The sequence below is a fragment of the Clostridium sp. MCC328 genome (assembly GCF_018785465.1).
Lineage (GTDB): Bacteria > Bacillota > Clostridia > Lachnospirales > Lachnospiraceae > Pilosibacter > Pilosibacter fragilis.
In genome coordinates this window covers 23789-45023 of sequence record NZ_WQPW01000078.1, presented here as the reverse complement: position 1 = coordinate 45023, position 21235 = coordinate 23789, and the positions used below count along the sequence as shown (strand labels likewise).

The window sequence follows — 21235 nt, the reverse complement described above, 5'->3', positions numbered from 1 at the left end:
ATTCCTCACTACTTCTTATCCGCACGCTGATTGCCCTTGAATTCCTTCTCCACATAGCAATGTTCATGTTTGCCAACCAACTTATCGCCTTCAAAATCCAGTTCGATAATATATGGCATCCAATCTATAATTCGCAGAAATTCTTCGCACCCGAAACTATTGTCATAAGAATTCAATATCGTACTAAGGGCAGTACCATGGGTTCCTATAACACTCTCTTTATCTGTATTATCTGCTAAAATCTCGTTCAACGCCTCTATATTACGATTTTAAACCATAGCAATGGATTCTCCACCATCTTCATGATAATCATGGTCAGCCCAGCGTTTCTGAAACATTCCGTAGTTGTTTCCATCAGGACCTTTTTCTCGCTCCCTCAATCTCTCATCTGTTATAATCTCTTTTGTAAAAAAATCTGCTGCCTCTGCAATAGTATCCATACTACGTTTATATGGACTACAATAAAACGCATCTTTTTTCTTGTTACTCAAAAATTCTAACACAACTACTGAATCTTTCTTCCCTTCTTCCGTCAAAGGTCTTGTTCTGTCTTCTTCCCAATCATGCTCCGGTTGTGCGTGACGTACAAAATAAACTCTTGTCATTTGATCAGCTCCATTTCATCTTCCATTTTCACAAATCCATGTCTTTCATACAAAGGTCGTCCCATATCCGTCGCTTCCAACGCAATCTGTAATACGCCCTGTTCCTTCGCTTGCTCCATTTCTTACAGGACTACAATTCGTTACCAATACTTTCATTTTGACCTCCGTTTTCATGTACCATATTTTTATATGATATCACAGAATCACTACATCATCAATAACAATCGCAACTTCTTGCGATTGTTTCCTGGTTTGCAATATATATTTCGGGTGCGTAAAGTGAATCGTGGATATGCAGAGGAATCATCTTCCTCTGTCCCTATTCCTCATCTTATCTTCCATCTTTCCTTTATCAACATCTCTACCAACACTTTCATCATAAATCCTCTGAAATTCCTCATAAAGTTCATCTCCATCCAGTTTTATCCCCAACCTTTTCATCACATCTGAAAACATCCTTATGCTTCCACTCACATCAGCAATATCAAATCCGAATACATCTGCCTTAACAGAATCACTGACATTCTCAAAACCACCAAGCTCTGATATTCTCCTGACAATCCAGCCAACTTCGTCCACAGGCTCTTTTTCTTCATGTTCACCAATTCACTTTTACTTGTCACATTAATTATACTTTCGTCCATTCTTGTCATATTCACATCAGACAAATTAAGAATCTCTGGTATTCCTATTCCCCCTAAATCAGTCTGTTGTTTTCTCGCACTATCAGCTTGCTCTTTCTGTCTGCCTATTTCATTCTGATTATTGTCTGGATTTATTACCACAACATTCGTCTCCGGCTCAACAGCCACATCTTTCTCTGACACTGCCTCATCTTCCATCCCCGGTATCTCAACATCCCTGTCTGCAACGATTTCTTCTTTCTCCGACACTGCATAATAAGCCGTATACAAATCTTCTTTCACAATTCCATCAGCAAGCTGTATTTGCTTCTTAATATTCCTTTTCTCCTGCTTCAATTCGTCCAGTTCTTCCTGCACTCCCACATGCCATATCTGATACTCATGATACTGCTCCTCGTTCTCAATATTCCGTTTCCGGCTCGAGCTTTCTCTGTATACTTTGCTCCACCAACCACAAAACGCTTCTGCTCTACAATCCTTAATCTGTATAGCTTTGCATAAAACTTTTTCTGGAATGGTGACAACTACTTTATCTGACATGTCAGATAACTTGGTGTTCAACAGCCCATACAGGATCACAAAATGGAGGTAACTACACTATGACAATAGGTGAAAGAATAAAGAAAATACGGGTATTCCGTAAAATGACAATGGATGATCTAGGCGGTGCACTTGGCTTTGAAGGAAAAAATATGTCAGTCCGTATATCACAATACGAAACTGGTGCACGTATTCCCGGCGAAGATATGATTTTGAAGCTCGCCGATGCACTGCACTGCAATTACAAAGCTATTTCTGATTACAGCCTTGGTGCTGCAGAGGATATCATTGAAACTCTTTTCTGGCTTGAAGAAAGTGCAGCTTCACTTCCAGCAAGAGGAAAAGGTACAAGATTTCCTGAGTACACTGCTCCTGGCAATTTGATTCACTTAACTGCAATGACTCCGGCAAAACCATCTGAAACAGTCAGACCAACTTATAACGAAGATGATTATGACTGTACAGGTGCACCTGTTGCATTAACTTTTGAATATTGATTGGTAAATGATTTCCTTTCGGAATGGTGTGAAATGAAAACGAAATTAAATAACGGAGAGATTTCTCCAAATGAATATTTTGAGTAGAAAATAACATGGCCTCATGCGTGAAACATAATGCCATCCGATGTGCACCATCTCGATTCCACTTCGATTCATCTCGATGTAGGGCGTTCGCCCTATAGGAATAGAAATCTGCTGTCTGTGGAATGCAAGCATTCCAAGCCATCAATTTTCTATTCCTGCACAGCTCACTTTAGTACCAAAATAGTACCACAAGGCAAAAAACAAGCTCGCAAATGCCCATTTTACTAGGCTTTGCGAGCTTTTGAAAATTATTCAAACTCAATCGTAGCCGGCGGTTTCCCTGTGCAGTCATAGAGTACGCGGTTAACATGCGGTACTTCGTTTACGATACGGCTGGCAACGGTTCCGAGAACTTCCCACGGAATCTCAGCGGCCTCAGCAGTCATAAAGTCGATGGTGTTTACTGCTCTCAGGGCAATTGCGTAGTCGTAGGTTCTCTCATCACCCATAACGCCTACGGAGCGCATATTGGTCAGTGCTGCGAAGTACTGGCCGATATTGCGGTCGATTCCTGCCTTTGCGATCTCTTCGCGGTAGATTGCGTCAGCTTCCTGTACCATCTTTACTTTCTCCGGTGTTACAGCGCCGATAATACGGATTCCGAGTCCCGGACCCGGGAACGGCTGACGGTATACGAGCTTCTCCGGAATTCCGAGTTCCAGACCGGCCTTACGAACCTCGTCTTTGAAGAGGTCGCGGAGTGGCTCAATGATCTCTTTGAAATCAACATAATCCGGAAGTCCTCCGACATTGTGGTGGGATTTGATCACTGCGGATTCTCCGCCGAGACCACTCTCTACAACGTCCGGATAAATCGTTCCCTGTACAAGGAAGTCAACGGCACCGATCTTCTTTGCCTCTTCCTCGAACACACGGATGAACTCCTCACCGATGATCTTTCTCTTTCTCTCCGGCTCCTCAACGCCTGCTAATTTATCGTAGAAGCGCTGCTGTGCGTTTACGCGGATAAAGTGCAGATCGTACGGGCCATTCGGTCCAAATACTTCCTCGACTTCGTCGCCTTCATTCTTACGGAGAAGACCGTGATCAACGAATACACAGGTGAGCTGATCGCCGACTGCCTTTGCGAGCATAACGGCTGCAACAGAAGAGTCAACTCCGCCGGATAACGCGCAGAGAACTTTTCCATTTCCAACTTTCTCGCGGATCGCTTTGATGCTGTTTTCGACAAATGCGTCCATCTTCCATGTTCCGGCACATCCACAGACTTCATAGATGAAGTTATGGAGCATCTTTGTACCTTCCTGAGTATGAAGGACTTCCGGATGGAACTGGATCGCATATAATTTCTTCTCCTCGCACTCAGCGGCTGCAACCGGGCAGTCCGGAGTATGTGCGACGATTCTGAATCCAGGTGCTTCTTTCTCGATGTAGTCATTGTGGCTCATCCAGCAGATCGTCTTCTCGGATACATCTCCGAAAAGCTTGCTTGTCTTATCCACAGTCACTTCGATCTTGCCGTACTCACGAACCGGTGCTTTGCATACATGTCCGCCGAGAACGTGGGACATCAGCTGCGCGCCGTAGCAGAGTCCGAGTACCGGAACGCCCATCTCAAACAACTCCTTGCTGCATGTAGCAGCACCTTCCTCATAAACGCTGTTCGGACCTCCGGTTAAGATGATTCCTTTCGGATTCATTGCCTTGATCTGTTCGATCGGAGTCCGGTAGGAGTAGATCTCACAGTATACATGGCATTCACGGACACGACGGGCAACCAGCTGATTGTACTGGCCGCCGAAGTCGATAACAATAATTTTTTCCTGATTCATCGGGTGCCTCCTGAAATATGTGCATGTACTTCTTGATAACTGCCCGGCAATCCGCATCGATTTGTGCCGGAATGCCGGACAGATATAAATTTTCCTATTTGGAACTAATTATAAGGGATTCATAGAAACTTGGCAAGTGCTTTCCCTCAAAACCTGTACTTTAATAAGTATGAAGGTTACTGTACTCGGGTAGGAATTTTCTGAACTGAAAATTCCGTACAATACAGTGGTGGTAGTGGATTTTGCCGATTCGGAATGCGAATCATCGGCAAAATCCTGTTACAGTACATAGTCAGGCATATTGACACCTCGTGCAGGCAGCAACATTATTTCTCATACGTTCCCTTTTTAAGAATTTTCCCGTCTCTCATCATAGGCACGCCCATAGCGATCACCGTATCAAGAGAGAGATCTTCATTCATGATCAGGATATCCGCATCACTTTCTTCCTTCACAGCACCCTTTTTCGGATATAATTCCAGAGCCATCGCCGGATTCTTAGTTCCGAGAGCCAGAAGTTCCTCCAAATCCATATTTTCTTCTTTTACCATGTAGACGATCTGACGGTAGATCGTATCCACATCGGAAACGCCTATCTCCACAAGTTTTCCTTCTGCATCATAGTTAGACCAGCTTCCCTGTCCATCGGAGCTCATGGTCACCTTCTCCATTGGAACTCCTTCTTTTTTCGCTTTCTTGACAGCATCTGCAACAGAGTGGAACTTGCTTTCAGATTCCCCACAGGTGAGGTCGATCGTTCCGCCCATCTTCGCGAACTTAAACGCATCCTCTAAGAGGTTCGCGTTGCGTCCCACGTGAGTCGGCTGAAATGTTTTCGGCGGAATCGAGGTGCGCTCTAATGCCTCAAATACCGGTTTCAATGCTCTCTTGTCTCCGCCCATATGAAGGCAGATAAATCCAGGTTTTCCACTCAGCATTCCTGCGGTGCGGACATCACTGGCCAGACGGATCAGTTCCTCTGTCGTGATATTCGGCGCACGGTGATCGGAGATCGCAAGCTTCACTCCAAGGATCTCATCGATAAACATGATGTCCTTGCTGACACTTCCGGTCACGGTTGTACTCGGATAACCATAGGCTCCGCAGATCGCATAGGCGGAAATTCCCTCTTCTTTTAACGCTTTTACCTTTGCTAAAAGATTCTCCACACTTCTGCTGATTCCGTCAGTTCCCAAAAGTCCAAGTACAGTTGTCACACCACCCTTGATCAGGCTGGATAGCTGGACCTGCGGTGCCTGAGTGTGGAAGCTTCCCTCTCCACCGCCTCCGGTCACATGGACGTGGCGGTCGATAATACCCGGAGTCACGATCTTTCCGGTTCCGTCGATTACTTCACATCCCTCATATTCCGGCAGATGATCCGCAATTCTTTCGATCCTTCCTCCGGCGATCAGGATATCCTTCACTCCGAGATATTCCGGTGCGTAAACTTTTGCGTTTTTTACTAACAGCATGGGCTTATTCCTCCTGTGTGATCCCTGTTTTACATAACTGCCCGGCAGCGGAAAATTAGTTACAGGTCAGCCAAACCAGAGCATGGATGAACTGTAATGGAAATTACTGTCGGGCATTTATGTTTTTCTTATTACTTCAGTATAGCATACCGCCGGAAGTATTCCAAGTGATCATTCGAAACTTTCATTTTTTTACTCGTTACCGTACACGGGCACTCCATGCCCGCGCACGGTAACAGGATTTTGCCGATGCTTCGCATTCCGAATCGGCAAAATCCGCGGTCATAACGGTATCATACGGAATTTTCAGTTCAGAAAATTCCTACCCATGAAAAGTAACCTTTACTCGTCTGAACCGGTATCTCCGTTCTCAAGATACCTCTTGACATACTGCCCCGTATAGGACTCCGGAACCTTCACGATCTCCTCCGGCGTTCCCTTCGCGATCACGGTACCGCCGCGGTCTCCGCCTTCCGGTCCCATATCGATAATATAATCCGCGGTCTTGATCACATCCAGATTGTGCTCGATCACAACCACCGTATTTCCACCTTCGGAAAGCTTTCTTAAGATCTCCACCAGCTTATGGACATCCGCGAAATGGAGTCCTGTCGTCGGCTCATCGAGGATATAGATCGTTTTTCCGGTTCCGCGTCTGGAAAGCTCTGTGGCGAGCTTGATCCGCTGTGCCTCGCCGCCGGAAAGCTCCGTCGAGGGCTGTCCAAGACGGATATAGGAAAGTCCCACATCGTTCAATGTCGCGATCTTTCTCGCGATAGACGGCACGTTCTCAAAGAACTTTAACGCCTCCTCCACGGTCATATTCAGCACATCGTAAATGCTCTTTCCCTTATACTTCACTTCCAGGGTCTCACGGTTGTACCGCTTTCCGCCGCAGACCTCGCAGGGCACATAGACGTCCGGCAGGAAATGCATTTCGATCTTGATGATTCCGTCACCGCTGCAGGCCTCGCATCGGCCGCCCTTTACATTGAAGCTGAACCGTCCCTTTGAGTATCCCTTCGCCTTCGCGTCGGTGGTCGCTGCGAATAGATCACGGATCAGGTCAAACACACCGGTGTAGGTCGCCGGATTCGATCGCGGAGTTCTTCCGATCGGGGACTGATCGATGGCGATGATCTTGTCCAGCTGTTCCACGCCGTCGATTCCGTCGTGGTCTCCGGGGATCGTCCGGGCACGGTTCAGCTTTTTCGCCAGCGCCTTATAGAGGATCTCGTTGATCAGGGAGCTCTTTCCCGATCCTGACACACCGGTCACGCAGGTCATAATTCCAAGCGGCACATCCACATCGATATTTTTCAGGTTATTCTCCCTCGCGCCGCGGATTTTGATCCAGCCCGTAGGGATTCTTCTCTCCTTCGGCACCGGAATTTTGATCCGGCCGCTTAAATACGCACCGGTGATCGATTCCTTACACTTCATGATCTGGGCTGCCGTTCCCACAGCGACCACATTTCCGCCGTGTTCCCCGGCCCCCGGACCGATATCCACGATACAGTCCGCCGCCCGCATCGTATCCTCATCGTGTTCCACGACGATCACACTGTTTCCGAGATCCCGGAGATGCTCCAGCGTTTTCAACAGCTTATCGTTATCTCTCTGGTGCAGTCCGATACTCGGCTCATCGAGGATATAGGCAACCCCCACAAGTCCGGAGCCGATCTGGGTCGCCAGACGGATCCGCTGTGCCTCGCCTCCGGAAAGGGTACCCGTCGCCCGGGATAAGGACAGATAATCCAGTCCCACATCGATCAGGAAGCTGATCCTCGCCCGGATTTCCTTTAAAATCTGTTCACCGATCATCTTCTGCATCTCAGATAGCTTCAGATCATCGATAAACTCCCTGAATTTTACGATGGACATATTCGTAGCCTCGTAAATATTCAGCCCACCTACCGTCACTGCCAGAGAAGACTGCTTTAAGCGCTGTCCATGACAGGTGGTACACGGTGTGATCCGCATAAAACTCTCGTACTCTGCCTTGCTGGCCTGGGAGAACGTCTCCCGGTAACGGCGGTTCACGTTCTCGATCAGGCCCTCAAAGGCCACGTCGTAAACGCCGGTTCCGCGCTGTCCCGTATAGTGGACCTTTACTTCCTTTCCGCCGGTTCCGTAGATCAGGATATCATGGACTTCCTTCGGATAATCTTTGAACGGAGTATCAAGATCAAAGTGATACTCTGCCGCCAGGGCATCCAGAATCGCCCTCGAAAAGCTTCCCTGCTTCGCGCAGGACTGCCAGCCAAGGACGACGATCGCTCCCTCGTTAATACTCAGGGACTTATCCGGGATCATCAGATCCTCATCAAATTCCATCTTATATCCCAGACCGAAACAGTCCGGGCAGGCGCCGAACGGGTTATTGAAGGAGAAGCTTCGCGGCTCCACCTCCTCGATGCTGATCCCGCAGTCCGGGCAGGAAAAGCTCTGGCTGAAGTTGATCGGCTCGCCGCCCGTCACGTCCACGATCATCAGACCGTCGGACAGCTTCATCACCGTCTCGATGGAGTCCGTCAGACGTTTCTCGATCCCCGGCTTCACAACGAGACGGTCCACAACGATCTCGATATTGTGCTTGATATTCTTCTCCAGCGTGATCTCCTCAGACAGCTCGTGGAGATTTCCATCGATCATCACGCGGACATAACCGCTGCGTTTCGCCTGTTCCAGAACCTTCTCATGACGTCCTTTTCTTCCACGGACCATTGGCGCTAAAAGCTGGATTTTCGTCCGCTCCGGCAGTGTCATGATCTGGTCCACCATCTGGTCCACGGTCTGTTTCCGGATCTCCCTGCCGCACTTCGGGCAGTGGGGGATACCGATCCTCGCGTACAGAAGACGCATATAGTCGTAGATCTCCGTCACGGTTCCCACAGTGGAACGCGGGTTGCGGTTCGTGGATTTCTGGTCGATGGAGATCGCCGGGGAAAGTCCCTCGATGCTCTCAACATCCGGTTTTTCCATCTGGCCTAAGAACTGACGCGCATAGGAGGACAGAGACTCCATATAGCGTCTCTGTCCCTCCGCGTAGATCGTATCAAATGCCAGGGAGGATTTTCCCGATCCCGAAAGTCCGGTCAGGACCACCAGCTCATTTCTCGGGATATCCAGGGAAATATTTTTTAAGTTGTGCTCGTTGGCACCTCGTATTTTTATATATTGCTTCGGCATTGTGTCTCTCCTCTTTGCCATGTCTGCTTTTGCTTTATCATTCTCACAGAGTTCCGGGACTATACGTTTTCCATGGATTCCGGTTACTGTCCCGTGTTACGGTCAGTATACCACAATTCCATTTTATATGCAAACATTTGTTCGTTTCATATTTTACCACTTTTCATCTGCGCAGACCGTTTCAATCGGCATATCCATCTGTCTTTTCCCCAAAAAACGCGAAAGACCCCGGCAGCTGCCCGCCGGGATCTCTCTTTATGGGTTTCTATGAAATTCTACATTATCTGTGTGTACTGTTTTTCAGCATTTCCCTGCTACGAGATCTTCTATACGCATATAAATTTAAGACTTCCAGAACTATTGATACAAATTCAGTCGGTAGAAGCAGCATAAACATATGGTACACCGGGATATACGTTATGAAAAGCTGTCGACATATCTTGTATGAGATAAAAGCTATAGGAACTATGAGTAGTATCCATCGTCCGTCTCTACTTCTTAAACTATCGTAAACAGCCAATGCATATAGAATTTCAAGCACAAATATAATGCATGATACGCTTGAAATATTCGCAACATTACTTGCCAGTACTTCATCGATTAATTCTGGATTTTTTACCAGCTCATTCCAATATTCATATGTAATGACTCCTGCCGGAGGGATATATTCTTTATGTCCGTTTTTCAGAATAAGGCCAATAAAGAATATATTAAACAAAATAACTGTCAAAGATGATAAATAAAAAAATATGCTTTCTTCATAGCTATTCATTCCCTCCTAATCATATGAGATAATGTAATAGGCACACTTTCTTTTCAATTCAATAAAAACATCGCCGTCATCATCCTTTATATAATCAAGCTTTTTGTATTCATTCCTACCAGGAAACTTCTACATTATATCCGCCGTTCTGATCCTTCGTGATCTTATATTTCACGCCGTCTGCATCTGTCACGGTTCCGCTGGTCTTTACCTTACCGGATTCATTGACTACATATGTCTTTCCGTCAACGGTGACTTTCTCGTACTTCATTCCTTCTTCCGCACTCACAAGGCGTCCGTTCTCGTAGAGACTTCCGTCCTTCACACCCGTGAATCCGTCGCCTCTCTTTCCGATACTGCCTGAAGTCGTGAAGTAGAATACTTCGTTGTCATGGTTATCGTCATTGACCACAATCCGTCCGGTCTTCATCTTTCCGTCACTGTCAAAGTAGAACTTTCTGCCATCACTCAGCTCCACAAGACCTGTCTTCATGCGGCCCTTCTTATCGAAGCAGTAGGTCTCTCCCTTGATCTTCGCTATTCCGTATCCGCAGGCCTCCGTTGTTTTATAGGATGTGGAATATGCGCGGCCATCTTTAAAGTAGTACCAGTTTTCCTCAGCGTCATCCGGGGATGCCATATATCTCCAGCCGTTCATCTGCTGTCCGCCGCTGCGGAAGTAGCGAAGGGCATTGACATCGCTGTTGGAGAGGTCGTCGCGTCCTGTAGATGTGTAATCAGACTCATTTACCCAGCCAGTCAGCATTCTTCCGCTGTGGTCAAAGATATAGGTCTCACCGGAGATCTTCAGCTCACCATCATAGATCAGCTTTCCACTGGAATTAAAGTAATACCAGTACTCACCCCAGTCATCCTCTCTGTCCGCCAGTTTTCTCCAGCCCGTCGTCATAGCTCCGGAATCTTCTAAATGATAGATCTTACCATCGATCTCCACCCAGCCGATATCCAAAACGGAATCCGTAAAGTGGTACCACACGTCATTGATCTGTTTCCAGCCGTTTGTGTACGCCTTTCCGTTTGCTCCGAAATATCTCCATCCGCTTTCGTTCCAGCGGCTGTTGTTGATGTACTTCCATGCATTTGTGATCATGACACCATTCTCATTTACATAATAGGTATCATCGATCAGGCTGTTTGTCTGCATCACTCCATTATAATCCATATAATACCATGCATCTTTGGAGCATACCCAGTCATTCCGAACGAGGCGTCCGTTGTTGTCATTGTAGTAATACCATTTTCCATTCTGCTGTGACCAGTCCGCAAAGGAGGTCATCGCCATTCCTGCGGTTAAAATCATCGCTGCAACTGCTGCACCTGCAAAATATCTCTTCTTCATAGAAACCCTCCTCTTCTAAATATTTCCGTTTCCGGAATATACTTTTTCACTTTCCCACCGGTTTCCTTTTCATCGTTCCCACGGTGGCTATTTGTTTTCGATATCTCCGTTAGATATCTTTCGTTTTTTGTTTGTACTTGTATTATACAGAAAACTTCCTAAAAACTCTTCTCTTTTTCCTTACATTTCATTAAAAATATGACGCAAAAATGCGGCAAAAACAGGATTGCATTCCCATTTCTGCCGCATTTAAAATTTTCTTATGATTTGCCGCCGGACACTGCAGTTTCTCCCTATGTCTTACCGCAGCACTGAACGTATATCCGACATTTTTATTTTACTCTGCATCTCCAAACAGACGGTTAACCGCACTGAAGATACCTCTTAAGGATGCTCTCGTGATGTTGGAGCTGATGCCGACACCGTATGTCACCTTGCCGGTCTTCTGATCCATCAGGTGGATATAGGAAGCCGCCTGTGCCCCGGAACCGGATGTCAGCGCATGCTCGCTGTAATCGAGAACCTTGATCGAGATACCAAGCTCCTCCTCCAGTCCGCGTTTCACAGCATCGATCGGGCCGTTTCCGACACCTTCAAACTGTTTTGTCTCGCCGTGGTCAGAGTAGGTAACAACAGCAACGGTTGTGAACTGGTCTCCGGACTCGAAATCTGTGATCTTACACTTGCGGAAGTGGTACGGTTCCTTGCGGTCGAGATACTCGATGCGGAACTCTTCCATGATCTGATCCGGCGCAACCTCACCCTGCTTCTCTGCGATCTTCTGGATCACATCCGCGAACTCCTTGTGCATGCCGCGCGGAAGCTTGAATCCAAAGAAGCTGTCCATAACGAAAGCAACACCGCCCTTTCCGGACTGGCTGTTGATACGGACCACCGGCTCGTACTCTCTTCCGATATCGGACGGATCGATCGGCAGATACGGAACCTGCCAGATCTCGCTCTTTCTTTCCATAAGCGCATGCATTCCCTTGTTGATAGCATCCTGATGGGAACCGGAGAATGCAGTAAATACCAGCTTTCCAGCGTACGGATGACGCGGATCGATATGCATCTTTGTGCAGCGCTCGTAAACTTCCGCGATCTTCTTGATATCGCCGATTTCAAGCTCTGGATCGATTCCCTGAGAGAACATATTGTAGGCGATGGTCAGGATATCCACGTTGCCGGTACGCTCACCGTTTCCGAACAGGGTTCCCTCAACGCGGTCAGCGCCTGCAAGCATTGCAAGTTCTGCCGCAGCAACGCCTGTTCCGCGGTCATTATGCGGATGAACACTTAAAACGATGCTCTCACGGTTCTCCAGATGTTTGCTCATCCACTCGATCTGGTCCGCAAACACGTTCGGTGTCGTCATCTCGACAGTGGACGGAAGGTTGATGATCATCTTATTGTCCGGTGTCGGTCCCCATGCTCTCTGGACCGCGTTGCAGATATCAAGCGCATAGTCCATCTCTGTTCCGGTAAAGCTCTCCGGGGAATACTCCAGGATCACTTTTCCGTCATAATCTTTCATGTACTTCTTTACCATATCGACACCGTCGATTGCGATCTGCTTGATCTCCTCACGGTCCATATGGAATACAACATCACGCTGTAAGGTGGATGTAGAGTTGTAAATATGCACAACTGCCTTCGGGATTCCCTGAATGGACTCGAAGGTTCTCTTTAACAGGTGATCACGGCACTGGGTCAGAACCTGGACCGTCACATCGTCCGGGATCAGCCTGCGTTCAACGAGCTGTCTTAAAAAGTCAAATTCGATCTGGGAAGCGGCCGGGAAACCGATCTCGATCTCCTTGAAGCCCATCTGCACCAGCATATTGAACATTTCGATCTTCTCTTCAACGACCATCGGCTCTACAAGTGCCTGATTGCCGTCGCGCAGATCCACGCTGCACCAGATCGGTGCTTTCTGGATCTCTTTATTCGGCCACTCCCTCTCCGGGTAATTCATGACCGGTACTCTCTGATATCTCTTATAATTCATCATAGTTTCTTTCCTCCGCTTTTCTGATAAAAGTCATTTTCATCCCTGCATTTCATGAATTTTTATAATCATGCAGTCTTTCCAGGCACTGCAGTTTCCCTCCAGCTTCATAGTCGCAGGCCACGGAGTCGGTAAACCACGCTGTACTTCTCAATTATAAACAATGTTACGCTTTTAGGTCTAACCCCATTTTCATCAGTCCTTTTTTGTGAAATTCTGGCGGCGGCCGCATTTTTCGGCCGCCTCCTTTTCGTTTCTTCATTATATCACTGCGAAAAAGGAATCGCAAGAATCTATACCATAACATTTAGATATGGGAGATATGCAGTGTTACAGTACACGGGCACTCCATGCCCGCGCACTGTAACAGGATTTTGCCGATGCTTCGCATTCCGAATCGGCAAAATCCACTACCACCATATATAAAATGAGGCAGCGAATTTTCTTCACTGCCTCATCGTTCATATTTTATATTTCAAGCGGTCAACTTTCTGTCACATGACCTTTTTTCTTCAATACATCGATCACCTGATCCACATACTTCTCGCAGATCTCCGGTGTCTCCGCCTCGACCATAACGCGGATCAGCGGCTCTGTTCCGCTCTGACGGAGGAGAAGTCTTCCGTCATTTCCAAGTGCCTCATCAACAGCCTTTCCTGCTGCCTGCACATCCGGATCGTTCAGCGCAGCCGCTTTATCTGCCACCCGGACATTCTTTAAAAGCTGCGGAAGAATTGTTACCTCCGAGGCAAGTGTTCCGAGTGTTTCTTTTTTCTCCAGCATAACCTCCATGATCTTTAAGGACGTCAGGATACCGTCACCTGTAGTCGCATATTTGCTGAAAATAATATGTCCTGACTGCTCACCGCCGAGGCAGTTTCCGGTCTTTGACATATTTTCATATACATATTTGTCGCCGACAGCCGTCTTCTCGTAGCCGATGCCCTCACGGTCAAGTGCCTTGTAAAGACCAAGGTTTGACATAACTGTGGTAACAATCTTGTTGTTGCGCAGAAGTCCCTGTTCCTTCATATATTTTCCACAGATGTAGAGGATCAGGTCGCCGTCCACAATATTTCCGTTCTCATCAACAGCCAGACAACGGTCCGCATCACCATCATAGGCGAATCCCACATCGAGGCCTTTCTCCTTCACGAATTTCTGAAGCTCCCCGATATGTGTGGAACCGCAGTCGCGGTTAATGTTCAGTCCGTCAGGCTTATCGTTGATGACATAAGTGTCAGCGCCGAGGGCATCAAATACGCTCTTCGCAACGGAGGAAGCGCTTCCGTTGGAGCAGTCGAGGCCAACCTTCTTACCCTTAAAGGATCTCGTAGCGATGGAGATCAGGTAACCGATATAGCGGTTTCTTCCTGCTGCAAAATCCTGCGTTCTTCCAATATATTCTCTCTTTGCAAGCGGGATCTCTTCCATCTCTCCGTCTAAGTACTTCTCGATCTCTGTGATCACGCTCTCCTCAAGCTTCTCGCCGTTGCCATTCATGACCTTGATTCCATTGTCATAGTACGGATTGTGGCTAGCGGAGATCATAATCCCACAGTCAAAATCTTCCGTGCGGATCACATGGGACACGCTCGGAGTTGTCGTTACATGTAAAAGATAAGTGTCAGCGCCGGATGCTGTGAGTCCCGCTGCAAGGGAGTACTCAAACATATAGCTGGAGCGTCTCGTATCTTTTCCGATCACGACTCTGCAGCGGTCTCCCTTTGCCTGTTTTCCATAATACCATCCGAGAAATCTTCCGACTTTATACGCATGTTCCACGGTAAGATCGACGTTTGCCTCGCCGCGGAAACCGTCGGTACCAAAATATTTTCCCATTCCTCAATTTCCTCCATATACCGCGAACCTTATAGAGAATCGGACATTTCCATAAAACGATATCCTCATTCTCTATAGAGTCCGCGGTTTTCTGTCTATTCATAAATTATGCGCATCTGCACCAAATCGTCCGCATTGATACGCCGCGGACAGGACTTCGCAGATCCTGTTTTCTCTGATAAAACAGGCTGCCGGAGAACATGTCTTCACCGACAGCCGTATGTCTTTTTATAAGCAGGACCGGTCCTTCATCGCCAAATCCTGATCTTTATCCCAGTCCGATAAGACTCCACTGCTTTCAGGCAGTGAATCCTTCTACCAGGTGATCTCCTTCAGATATCTCGCAACCGCGTCCTTCCACTCCGGGAGACGCTCGAAGCCGTTCTCTGTAAGCTTTTCCTTGCTCATCCGGCTGTTCATCGGGCGTTTTGCCTTTGCTGCCGGATACTCATCGGAATGCACCGGTGTCACCTTGACATCCATGCCGGCTGCGCGGAAGATCTCGCACGCGAACTCATACCAGGAGCAAAGTCCCTCGTTTGTCGCATGGTATCTGCCATATTTGTCGGTCTGGATCATATCCACAAGGAGTCTTGCGAGATCGTAGGTGTAGGTCGGGGATCCGATCTGGTCATCAACGACAGATGCGGCTCCACGTTCCTTTCCGATCCGCAGCATGGTCTTAATGAAGTTCTTGCCGTTTACGCCGAATACCCAGGCAATGCGGACGGTAAAGAATTTCTCCACCAGCTCCTCAACTGCAAGCTCACCTTCGTACTTTGTCTGTCCGTAAACATTTAACGGATGTCTCTCATCATCCGGCTCCCATGGGCGGGTTCCCTGTCCATCAAACACATAGTCTGTGCTGATGTACATCATCTTGATGCCGAGCTTTTTGCAGACTTCCGCGATATTTCTTGTTCCGCCTGCGTTGACCTTCCGGCACACCTCGATATTGTCCTCCGCCGCGTCAACTGCTGTATAAGCGGCACAGTGGATGACCGCTTCGACATTTGCCTCCGTAATCACACGGTCGCATGCCTCTTTATCGGTAATATCCATCTCTGCAAGATCGACTCCGACCGGAGTCAGACCGCGTTTTTCCATCTCATTTACAACGTCATGACCAAGCTGGCCTTTTACGCCTGTTACTAAAACTCTCATGTTCGCGTTATTCCTTTCACCTGAAAGTGCCTTACTTTAAATCTTTACCAAGGCGGTCGCCGTACATATTATCAAAGTAATTGCTGTACTCACCGCTTAAGATGTGCTTCCACCAGTCTTCGTTGTCCAGATACCACTGGATCGTCTGCTGGATACCGGTATCAAAGTTGTATTTCGGCTTCCAGCCAAGCTCTGTCTCAAGCTTTGTCGGGTCGATGGCGTAACGTCTGTCATGGCCCGGGCGGTCTGTTACGAATTTAATGAGGCTCTCCGGCTTATTTAATGCCTTTAAGATCGTCTTAACGACCTCCAGGTTTGTTCTCTCATTGTGTCCGCCGACGTTATAAACCTCACCGACACGTCCGTTGTGGATGATCAGGTCGATGGCCTCACAGTGGTCGGAAACATGGAGCCAGTCACGGACATTCTCGCCTGTTCCGTATACCGGAAGCGCCTCGTCAGCAAGAGCACGGCTGATCATCAGCGGGATCAGCTTCTCCGGGAAGTGGTACGGGCCGTAGTTGTTGGAGCAGCGGGAGATCGTCACCGGGAGTCCGTAGGTTCTGTGGTAAGCGAGAACGAAAAGGTCAGCGCTTGCCTTGGAGGAAGAGTACGGGCTGGAGGTGTGGAGCGGTGTCTCCTCTGTGAAGAAGAGATCCGGGCGGTCCAACGGAAGATCTCCGTAGACCTCATCGGTGGAAACCTGATGGTAACGCTTGATCCCGTAGGTGCGGCATGCGTCAAGCAGCGTTGTAGTTCCCATAACATTTGTGCGGACAAAGCTCTCCGGATCTACAACGGAACGGTCAACATGGCTCTCCGCTGCGAAGTTTACAACGATATCCGGTTTTTCTTTTTCGAAGAGGTCGAATACGAATTTACGGTCTGCGATGTCGCCCTTTACGAACTTGTAGTTCGGCTTGTTCTCGACCGGCTTTAATGTCTCAAGATTTCCGGCGTATGTTAAGAGATCGAGGTTTACGATCTGGTACTCCGGGTATTTGTTTACCATATGGTGGATGAAGTTGCCGCCGATAAATCCGGCGCCGCCTGTTACGATGATTTTCATGTGTTTATTTCTCCTTCATGAACATGATCCTGACTGCAAAATTTTCATACAGGAATACACTCAGCTCATGTTCCATCCTTTCCTGTATCAGTTCAGAAGCTTTCACTCAAACGCTTTGTGTTTGGGCGTGAGTGCGCTGAAATCCTGCTGTTTCTTTTCGTTTTACTTATCTGCGTGTCCCGGCAGTTTGTCAATATATTTTCCGTCGATAACATCCTTTAAGTACTGGCCATACTGGTTCTTCTTGTAGATCTCGTATGCGGCCATAACCTCTTCCTTGGAAATCCAGCCATTTGTGTAGGCGATCTCTTCCAGGCACGCGATCTTTCTGTGCTGGTGGGTCTCGATGGTCTTGACGAAGTTTGTGGCCTCAACTAAGGACTCGTGGGTACCGGTATCCAGCCATGTGAAGCCCTGACCTAAGAGTGTTACATCAAGCTCACCGTTCTCAAGGTAGATCCGGTTCAGGTCTGTGATCTCAAGTTCGCCTCTTGCGGATGGTTTTAAGTTCTTTGCGTACTCCACAACGCGGTTGTCGTAGAAATAAAGACCGGTTACGCAGTAGTTGGACTTCGGCTTCTCCGGCTTCTCCTCGATAGAGATCGCCTTTCCTGTCTCGTCGAACTCAACGATACCGAAACGCTCCGGATCATCTACATAGTAGCCGAATACGGTTGCGCCTTTCTCCTTCTCTGCGGCTGCGCGGAGACGCTTCTTTAAGCCCTGTCCGTGGAAGATATTATCTCCTAAGATCATCGCAACAGAGTCACCATTGATGAATTTTTCACCGATGATGAACGCCTGGGCAAGTCCGTCCGGACTCGGCTGTACAGCGTAGGATAAGTTCACGCCGAACTGCTTTCCGTCACCTAACAGTGCCTCGAATCTCGGGGTATCGTCCGGTGTGGAGATGATGAGGATATCTCTGATTCCTGCGTTCATCAGCACGGATAACGGATAATAGATCATTGGTTTATCATAAATTGGTAAAAGCTGTTTGGAAGTTACCTTCGTGAGCGGGTACAGTCTTGTGCCGCTTCCGCCGGCAAGTATGATTCCTTTCATATGCTCTCCTTTTCTCATCTGTTTTTGGGCACACTACGCCCTATACTGGGGTCATTATAGCATAAATGCCTTTTCTTTTAAAGGTACTTCCTCTTATAATTCTCTTAAAAAACATGAAGATTTTTGTGGATTTTTTATAATTTCCCCCATATTTCACATCATACCTATAATGTTGGCTGTCCGTTTTCCTCTGCAGACATCTATTTTTCCTTCTGACTCCTTTCTTAACTGTCCCTGCACCTTCTTCGACATTCATTTCCCTTTGCAGTTCTATTCTTAAATATTCTTATAGACTATCCCTTTGTTTAAGAAAATTCGCTGAAATCATACCACAGGACCATACTTAAAAACCGTAACTTTTCCCAATTGCAAATCTTATAAAAATATGTTAGAACCTATATTATATTTTTTCTGGAGGATGTATCTACATATGAATAATCGTCTTTTCAGCCGGAACGACCTGGTGCGCCTGATCATCCCCCTGATCGTGGATCAGTTTTTACAGGTCGCCGTCGGTCTTTCCGACTCCATCATGGTCGCCCGGGTCGGGGAAGCCGCCGTCTCCGGTGTTTCTCTGGTCGACACGGTCATGCTTCTCATCATCAATATCTTCACGGCTCTCGCCACCGGCGGCGCGGTGATCGCCGGGCAGTATCTTGGAAGAAAAGATCCGAAGACCGGCTGTGAGGCGACCGCTCAGCTTTTTAACTTCACCTTCCTGTTCTCGATCTTTATTATGATCCTTGGCTATCTCGGACAGAACGTGATCCTGTACCATGTATTCGGAAAGATCGAGCCGGAAGTCATGAAGGACAGTCGTACCTACCTGCTGATCGTCCTGTCTTCCATCCCAATGATCGCCATGTACAATGCGGGAGCCGCGATCTTCCGTGCTATGGGAAATTCCAATATCGCCATGAAGACCTCACTACTCATGAACTCCATCAATGTATTCGGAAACGCACTTTTAATCTTCGGATTCCACCGCGGTGTCGAGGGGGTTGCGATCCCGACGGTCGTGTCCCGGGGTGTTGCCTGCGTGGTGATTCTTATTTTGTTAAACAACCAGGAACATGAACTTCACATTTTGCACCCATATCCGTTTAAGATCAAGTGGAATGTGCTGAAAAAGATCCTCTATATCGGAATTCCGAACGGCCTGGAGAACAGTATGTTCCAGCTTGGAAAGATCGCCGTTTTAAGTCTCGTCTCCGGTCTCGGAACCGCATCCCTGGCGGCGAACGCGGTCGGCAATAATATCGCGAACTTTGCGATCCTGCCCGGCATGTCCTTCGGCTTTGCTCTCCTCACGGTCTGCGCCCAGTGCGTCGGAGCGGGAGATTTCGAGCAGGTAAAATATTACACAAAGCATATGATGCGCGTTGAGTATCTCTGCCTGATCGCGTCAAACCTCATCGTGATCCTGGCGCTGCCGTTTATCCTGTCGGTCTACAATCTCTCCGACGAGGCCGCTCAGTATGCAAACGATATTATCCTGTATCATGCTGCCTGCGTTGTGACGATCTGGCCGCTGTCCTTCACGCTGCCGAATACGCTGCGCGCCGCGGCGGATGTGAAGGTCACCATGGTGCTCTCCATCATCTCCATGTGGGTGTTCCGGTTTGGTTTCAGCTACCTGCTGACCATGGTGTTCCATATGGGAATCTTCGGTGTCTGGGTTGCCATGACCATCGACTGGCTTGTCCGCGGGATCTTCTTTGTCTGCAGGTATAAGAGCGGACGATGGCAGAAGATTATTTTCTCATAAAGAGAATGTGCCTTTTGTGAAATAGGGAATTTCTTGGAATTTCCCATTTTTTTCAAGTCGAACGTCCATGAGACTTGACGCGTAATTCTGGTCAGCGCAAGCTGACATATTCTTTACAGAATCACTGCGCATCCTCGCGGAGCGTTTCTCTCAGTCGGAGACCTAACTCCCACTGAGACTAATTTGTTATGACTCACCACCTGAAGAGGTGGGAGTCTTCTCGACTGAGATAAAAAATACCTTCGAAGATCATTTCTGGTCCTCGAAGGTATTTTTTAATTAGTTCTCATTCATCTTCGCAAGCTTCGCCGCCTGATCCGCCGCAATAAGGCTGTCGATCAGCTCCTGAATATCGCCGTCCATGATGGCATCGATCTTATAGAGTGTCAGCTTGATCCTGTGGTCTGTCACACGTCCCTGTGGGAAGTTGTAGGTACGGATCTTCTCAGAGCGGTCGCCGGTACCGATCTGGCTGCGGCGCTCTGCCGCTTCCTCATTCTGACGTTTCTCAAGCTCCATATCATATAACTTGGAACGCAGTAAGCGGAAGGCTTTTTCCTTATTCTGCAGCTGGGATTTTTCTGTCTGGCTGTAGATCACGATTCCTGTCGGAATGTGAGTTAAACGTACCGCGGAGTCAGTGGTGTTGACACACTGTCCGCCGTTACCAGACGCACGCATAACATCGATACGGATATCCTTATCATCAATCACAACATCAAACTCTTCTGCCTCCGGCATGATCGCAACGGTTGCGGTAGAGGTATGGATCCGTCCGCCGGACTCTGTCTCCGGGACACGCTGTACACGGTGAACGCCGCTCTCGTATTTTAACTTGGAGTAAGCGCCGTGTCCGGTGATCATGAACTCAACTTCCTTCATTCCGCCGATGCCGCTCTCACTGACGTTGATCATCTCTGTCTTCCAGTGCTGGCTCTCCGCATAGTGCACATACATGCGGTATAACTCGGAAGCGAATAACGCTGCCTCGTCTCCGCCTGCACCGGCACGGATCTCGACGATTACGTTCTTCTCATCGTTCGGGTCTTTCGGGAGAAGCAGGATCTTTAACTCCTGTTCCAGCTCCTCGATCCTCTTCTTCGCGTCGGCGAGTTCTTCTTTTGCCAGCTCCTTCATCTCCTCGTCGCTCTCCTCGTCGAGAAGTGCAAGACTGTCCTCCACATCCTGTTTCGCCTGTTTATACTGCTTATATGCGTCAACGATCGGCGCCAGGTCTGCCTGCTCTTTCATCAGTTTGCGGAACTTTCTCTGATCTTCCGCTACCGACGGGTTATTTAATTCCAGCATTAACTCTTCGTAATGCCGAAGCATATCATCCAAACGGTCAAACATCTATAAAACC

At 48.0% G+C, this 21235-nt stretch carries 19 protein-coding genes; 2 read left to right on the top strand and 17 right to left on the bottom strand.

Annotated features, from left to right (window positions below; genetic code table 11):
* Positions 1–8: 8 nt before the first annotated feature.
* From GPK83_RS17375 to GPK83_RS12085, 5 genes are all read right to left on the bottom strand, one after another.
* Positions 9–251, bottom strand: a complete 243-nt coding sequence (locus GPK83_RS17375) for a hypothetical protein (RefSeq protein ID WP_243121999.1) — start codon at positions 249–251, stop codon at positions 9–11.
* Between the two features lie 18 nt (positions 252–269).
* Positions 270–605: a histidine phosphatase family protein gene (locus GPK83_RS17370; protein ID WP_337495046.1), complete on the bottom strand. Its 336-nt coding sequence runs from the start codon at positions 603–605 to the stop codon at positions 270–272.
* The gene (locus GPK83_RS17155) at positions 602–724 is read right to left on the bottom strand and encodes a hypothetical protein (RefSeq protein WP_015552547.1); all 123 of its coding nucleotides are present in this window, start codon (positions 722–724) and stop codon (positions 602–604) included. Before GPK83_RS17155 ends, GPK83_RS17370 begins: the two co-directional genes overlap by 4 nt.
* 184 nt (positions 725–908) lie before the next feature.
* Positions 909–1079: a hypothetical protein gene (locus tag GPK83_RS16935; protein ID WP_252196340.1), complete on the bottom strand. Its 171-nt coding sequence runs from the start codon at positions 1077–1079 to the stop codon at positions 909–911.
* On the bottom strand, positions 1076–1789 hold the full coding sequence (locus GPK83_RS12085; protein WP_015552545.1) for a hypothetical protein: 714 nt from the start codon (positions 1787–1789) through the stop codon (positions 1076–1078). The genes GPK83_RS16935 and GPK83_RS12085 overlap by 4 nt, the downstream gene beginning before the upstream one ends.
* A 59-nt stretch (positions 1790–1848) precedes the next feature.
* Between GPK83_RS12085 and GPK83_RS12080 the strand changes: the two genes are divergently transcribed.
* Positions 1849–2286 carry a helix-turn-helix domain-containing protein gene (locus GPK83_RS12080; protein ID WP_252196339.1) on the top strand — a complete coding sequence of 146 codons (438 nt, stop codon included), beginning with the start codon at positions 1849–1851 and terminating at the stop codon, positions 2284–2286.
* Between the two features lie 335 nt (positions 2287–2621).
* Here GPK83_RS12080 and guaA read toward each other — a convergent pair whose 3' ends face one another.
* From guaA to GPK83_RS12025, 11 genes are all read right to left on the bottom strand, one after another.
* Positions 2622–4166 (bottom strand): glutamine-hydrolyzing GMP synthase, encoded by a 1545-nt coding sequence (gene guaA, locus GPK83_RS12075; RefSeq protein ID WP_215704884.1) that lies wholly within the window; start codon positions 4164–4166, stop codon positions 2622–2624.
* Between the two features lie 326 nt (positions 4167–4492).
* Positions 4493–5641, bottom strand: a complete 1149-nt coding sequence (gene iadA / locus GPK83_RS12070) for a beta-aspartyl-peptidase (RefSeq protein WP_117470439.1) — start codon at positions 5639–5641, stop codon at positions 4493–4495.
* 342 nt (positions 5642–5983) lie between these two features.
* Positions 5984–8833 (bottom strand): excinuclease ABC subunit UvrA, encoded by a 2850-nt coding sequence (gene uvrA, locus GPK83_RS12065; protein ID WP_117515742.1) that lies wholly within the window; start codon positions 8831–8833, stop codon positions 5984–5986.
* A gap of 280 nt (positions 8834–9113) precedes the next feature.
* Entirely contained in the window at positions 9114–9605 is a 492-nt protein-coding gene (locus GPK83_RS12060) for a hypothetical protein (protein ID WP_215704883.1), read from the bottom strand.
* 106 nt (positions 9606–9711) lie between these two features.
* Positions 9712–10956: a hypothetical protein gene (locus GPK83_RS12055; RefSeq protein WP_215704882.1), complete on the bottom strand. Its 1245-nt coding sequence runs from the start codon at positions 10954–10956 to the stop codon at positions 9712–9714.
* A gap of 337 nt (positions 10957–11293) precedes the next feature.
* Complete coding sequence (gene leuA / locus GPK83_RS12050; protein WP_215704881.1) at positions 11294–12967, bottom strand: 2-isopropylmalate synthase; 1674 nt, start codon at positions 12965–12967, stop codon at positions 11294–11296.
* A 480-nt stretch (positions 12968–13447) separates the two neighbouring features.
* Positions 13448–14806, bottom strand: coding sequence for a phosphoglucosamine mutase (gene glmM, locus GPK83_RS12045; protein WP_215704880.1), 1359 nt, complete (start codon positions 14804–14806; stop codon positions 13448–13450).
* 315 nt (positions 14807–15121) lie between these two features.
* The gene (gene rfbD / locus GPK83_RS12040; protein ID WP_021905618.1) at positions 15122–15970 is read right to left on the bottom strand and encodes a dTDP-4-dehydrorhamnose reductase; all 849 of its coding nucleotides are present in this window, start codon (positions 15968–15970) and stop codon (positions 15122–15124) included.
* 31 nt (positions 15971–16001) lie between these two features.
* Positions 16002–17039: a dTDP-glucose 4,6-dehydratase gene (rfbB, locus tag GPK83_RS12035; RefSeq protein ID WP_015552506.1), complete on the bottom strand. Its 1038-nt coding sequence runs from the start codon at positions 17037–17039 to the stop codon at positions 16002–16004.
* 162 nt (positions 17040–17201) lie between these two features.
* Positions 17202–18104, bottom strand: coding sequence for a glucose-1-phosphate thymidylyltransferase RfbA (gene rfbA, locus GPK83_RS12030; protein ID WP_015552504.1), 903 nt, complete (start codon positions 18102–18104; stop codon positions 17202–17204).
* 40 nt (positions 18105–18144) lie between these two features.
* Positions 18145–18360 carry a hypothetical protein gene (locus tag GPK83_RS12025; RefSeq protein WP_215704879.1) on the bottom strand — a complete coding sequence of 72 codons (216 nt, stop codon included), beginning with the start codon at positions 18358–18360 and terminating at the stop codon, positions 18145–18147.
* A 174-nt stretch (positions 18361–18534) separates the two neighbouring features.
* On the opposite strand from GPK83_RS12025, the gene GPK83_RS12020 reads away from it, so the two are divergent.
* The gene (locus GPK83_RS12020) at positions 18535–19872 is read left to right on the top strand and encodes an MATE family efflux transporter (protein WP_215704878.1); all 1338 of its coding nucleotides are present in this window, start codon (positions 18535–18537) and stop codon (positions 19870–19872) included.
* Positions 19873–20151: 279 nt separating this feature from the next.
* Here GPK83_RS12020 and prfA read toward each other — a convergent pair whose 3' ends face one another.
* Positions 20152–21225 (bottom strand): peptide chain release factor 1, encoded by a 1074-nt coding sequence (gene prfA / locus GPK83_RS12015; protein ID WP_215704877.1) that lies wholly within the window; start codon positions 21223–21225, stop codon positions 20152–20154.
* Positions 21226–21235: the final 10 nt, after the last annotated feature.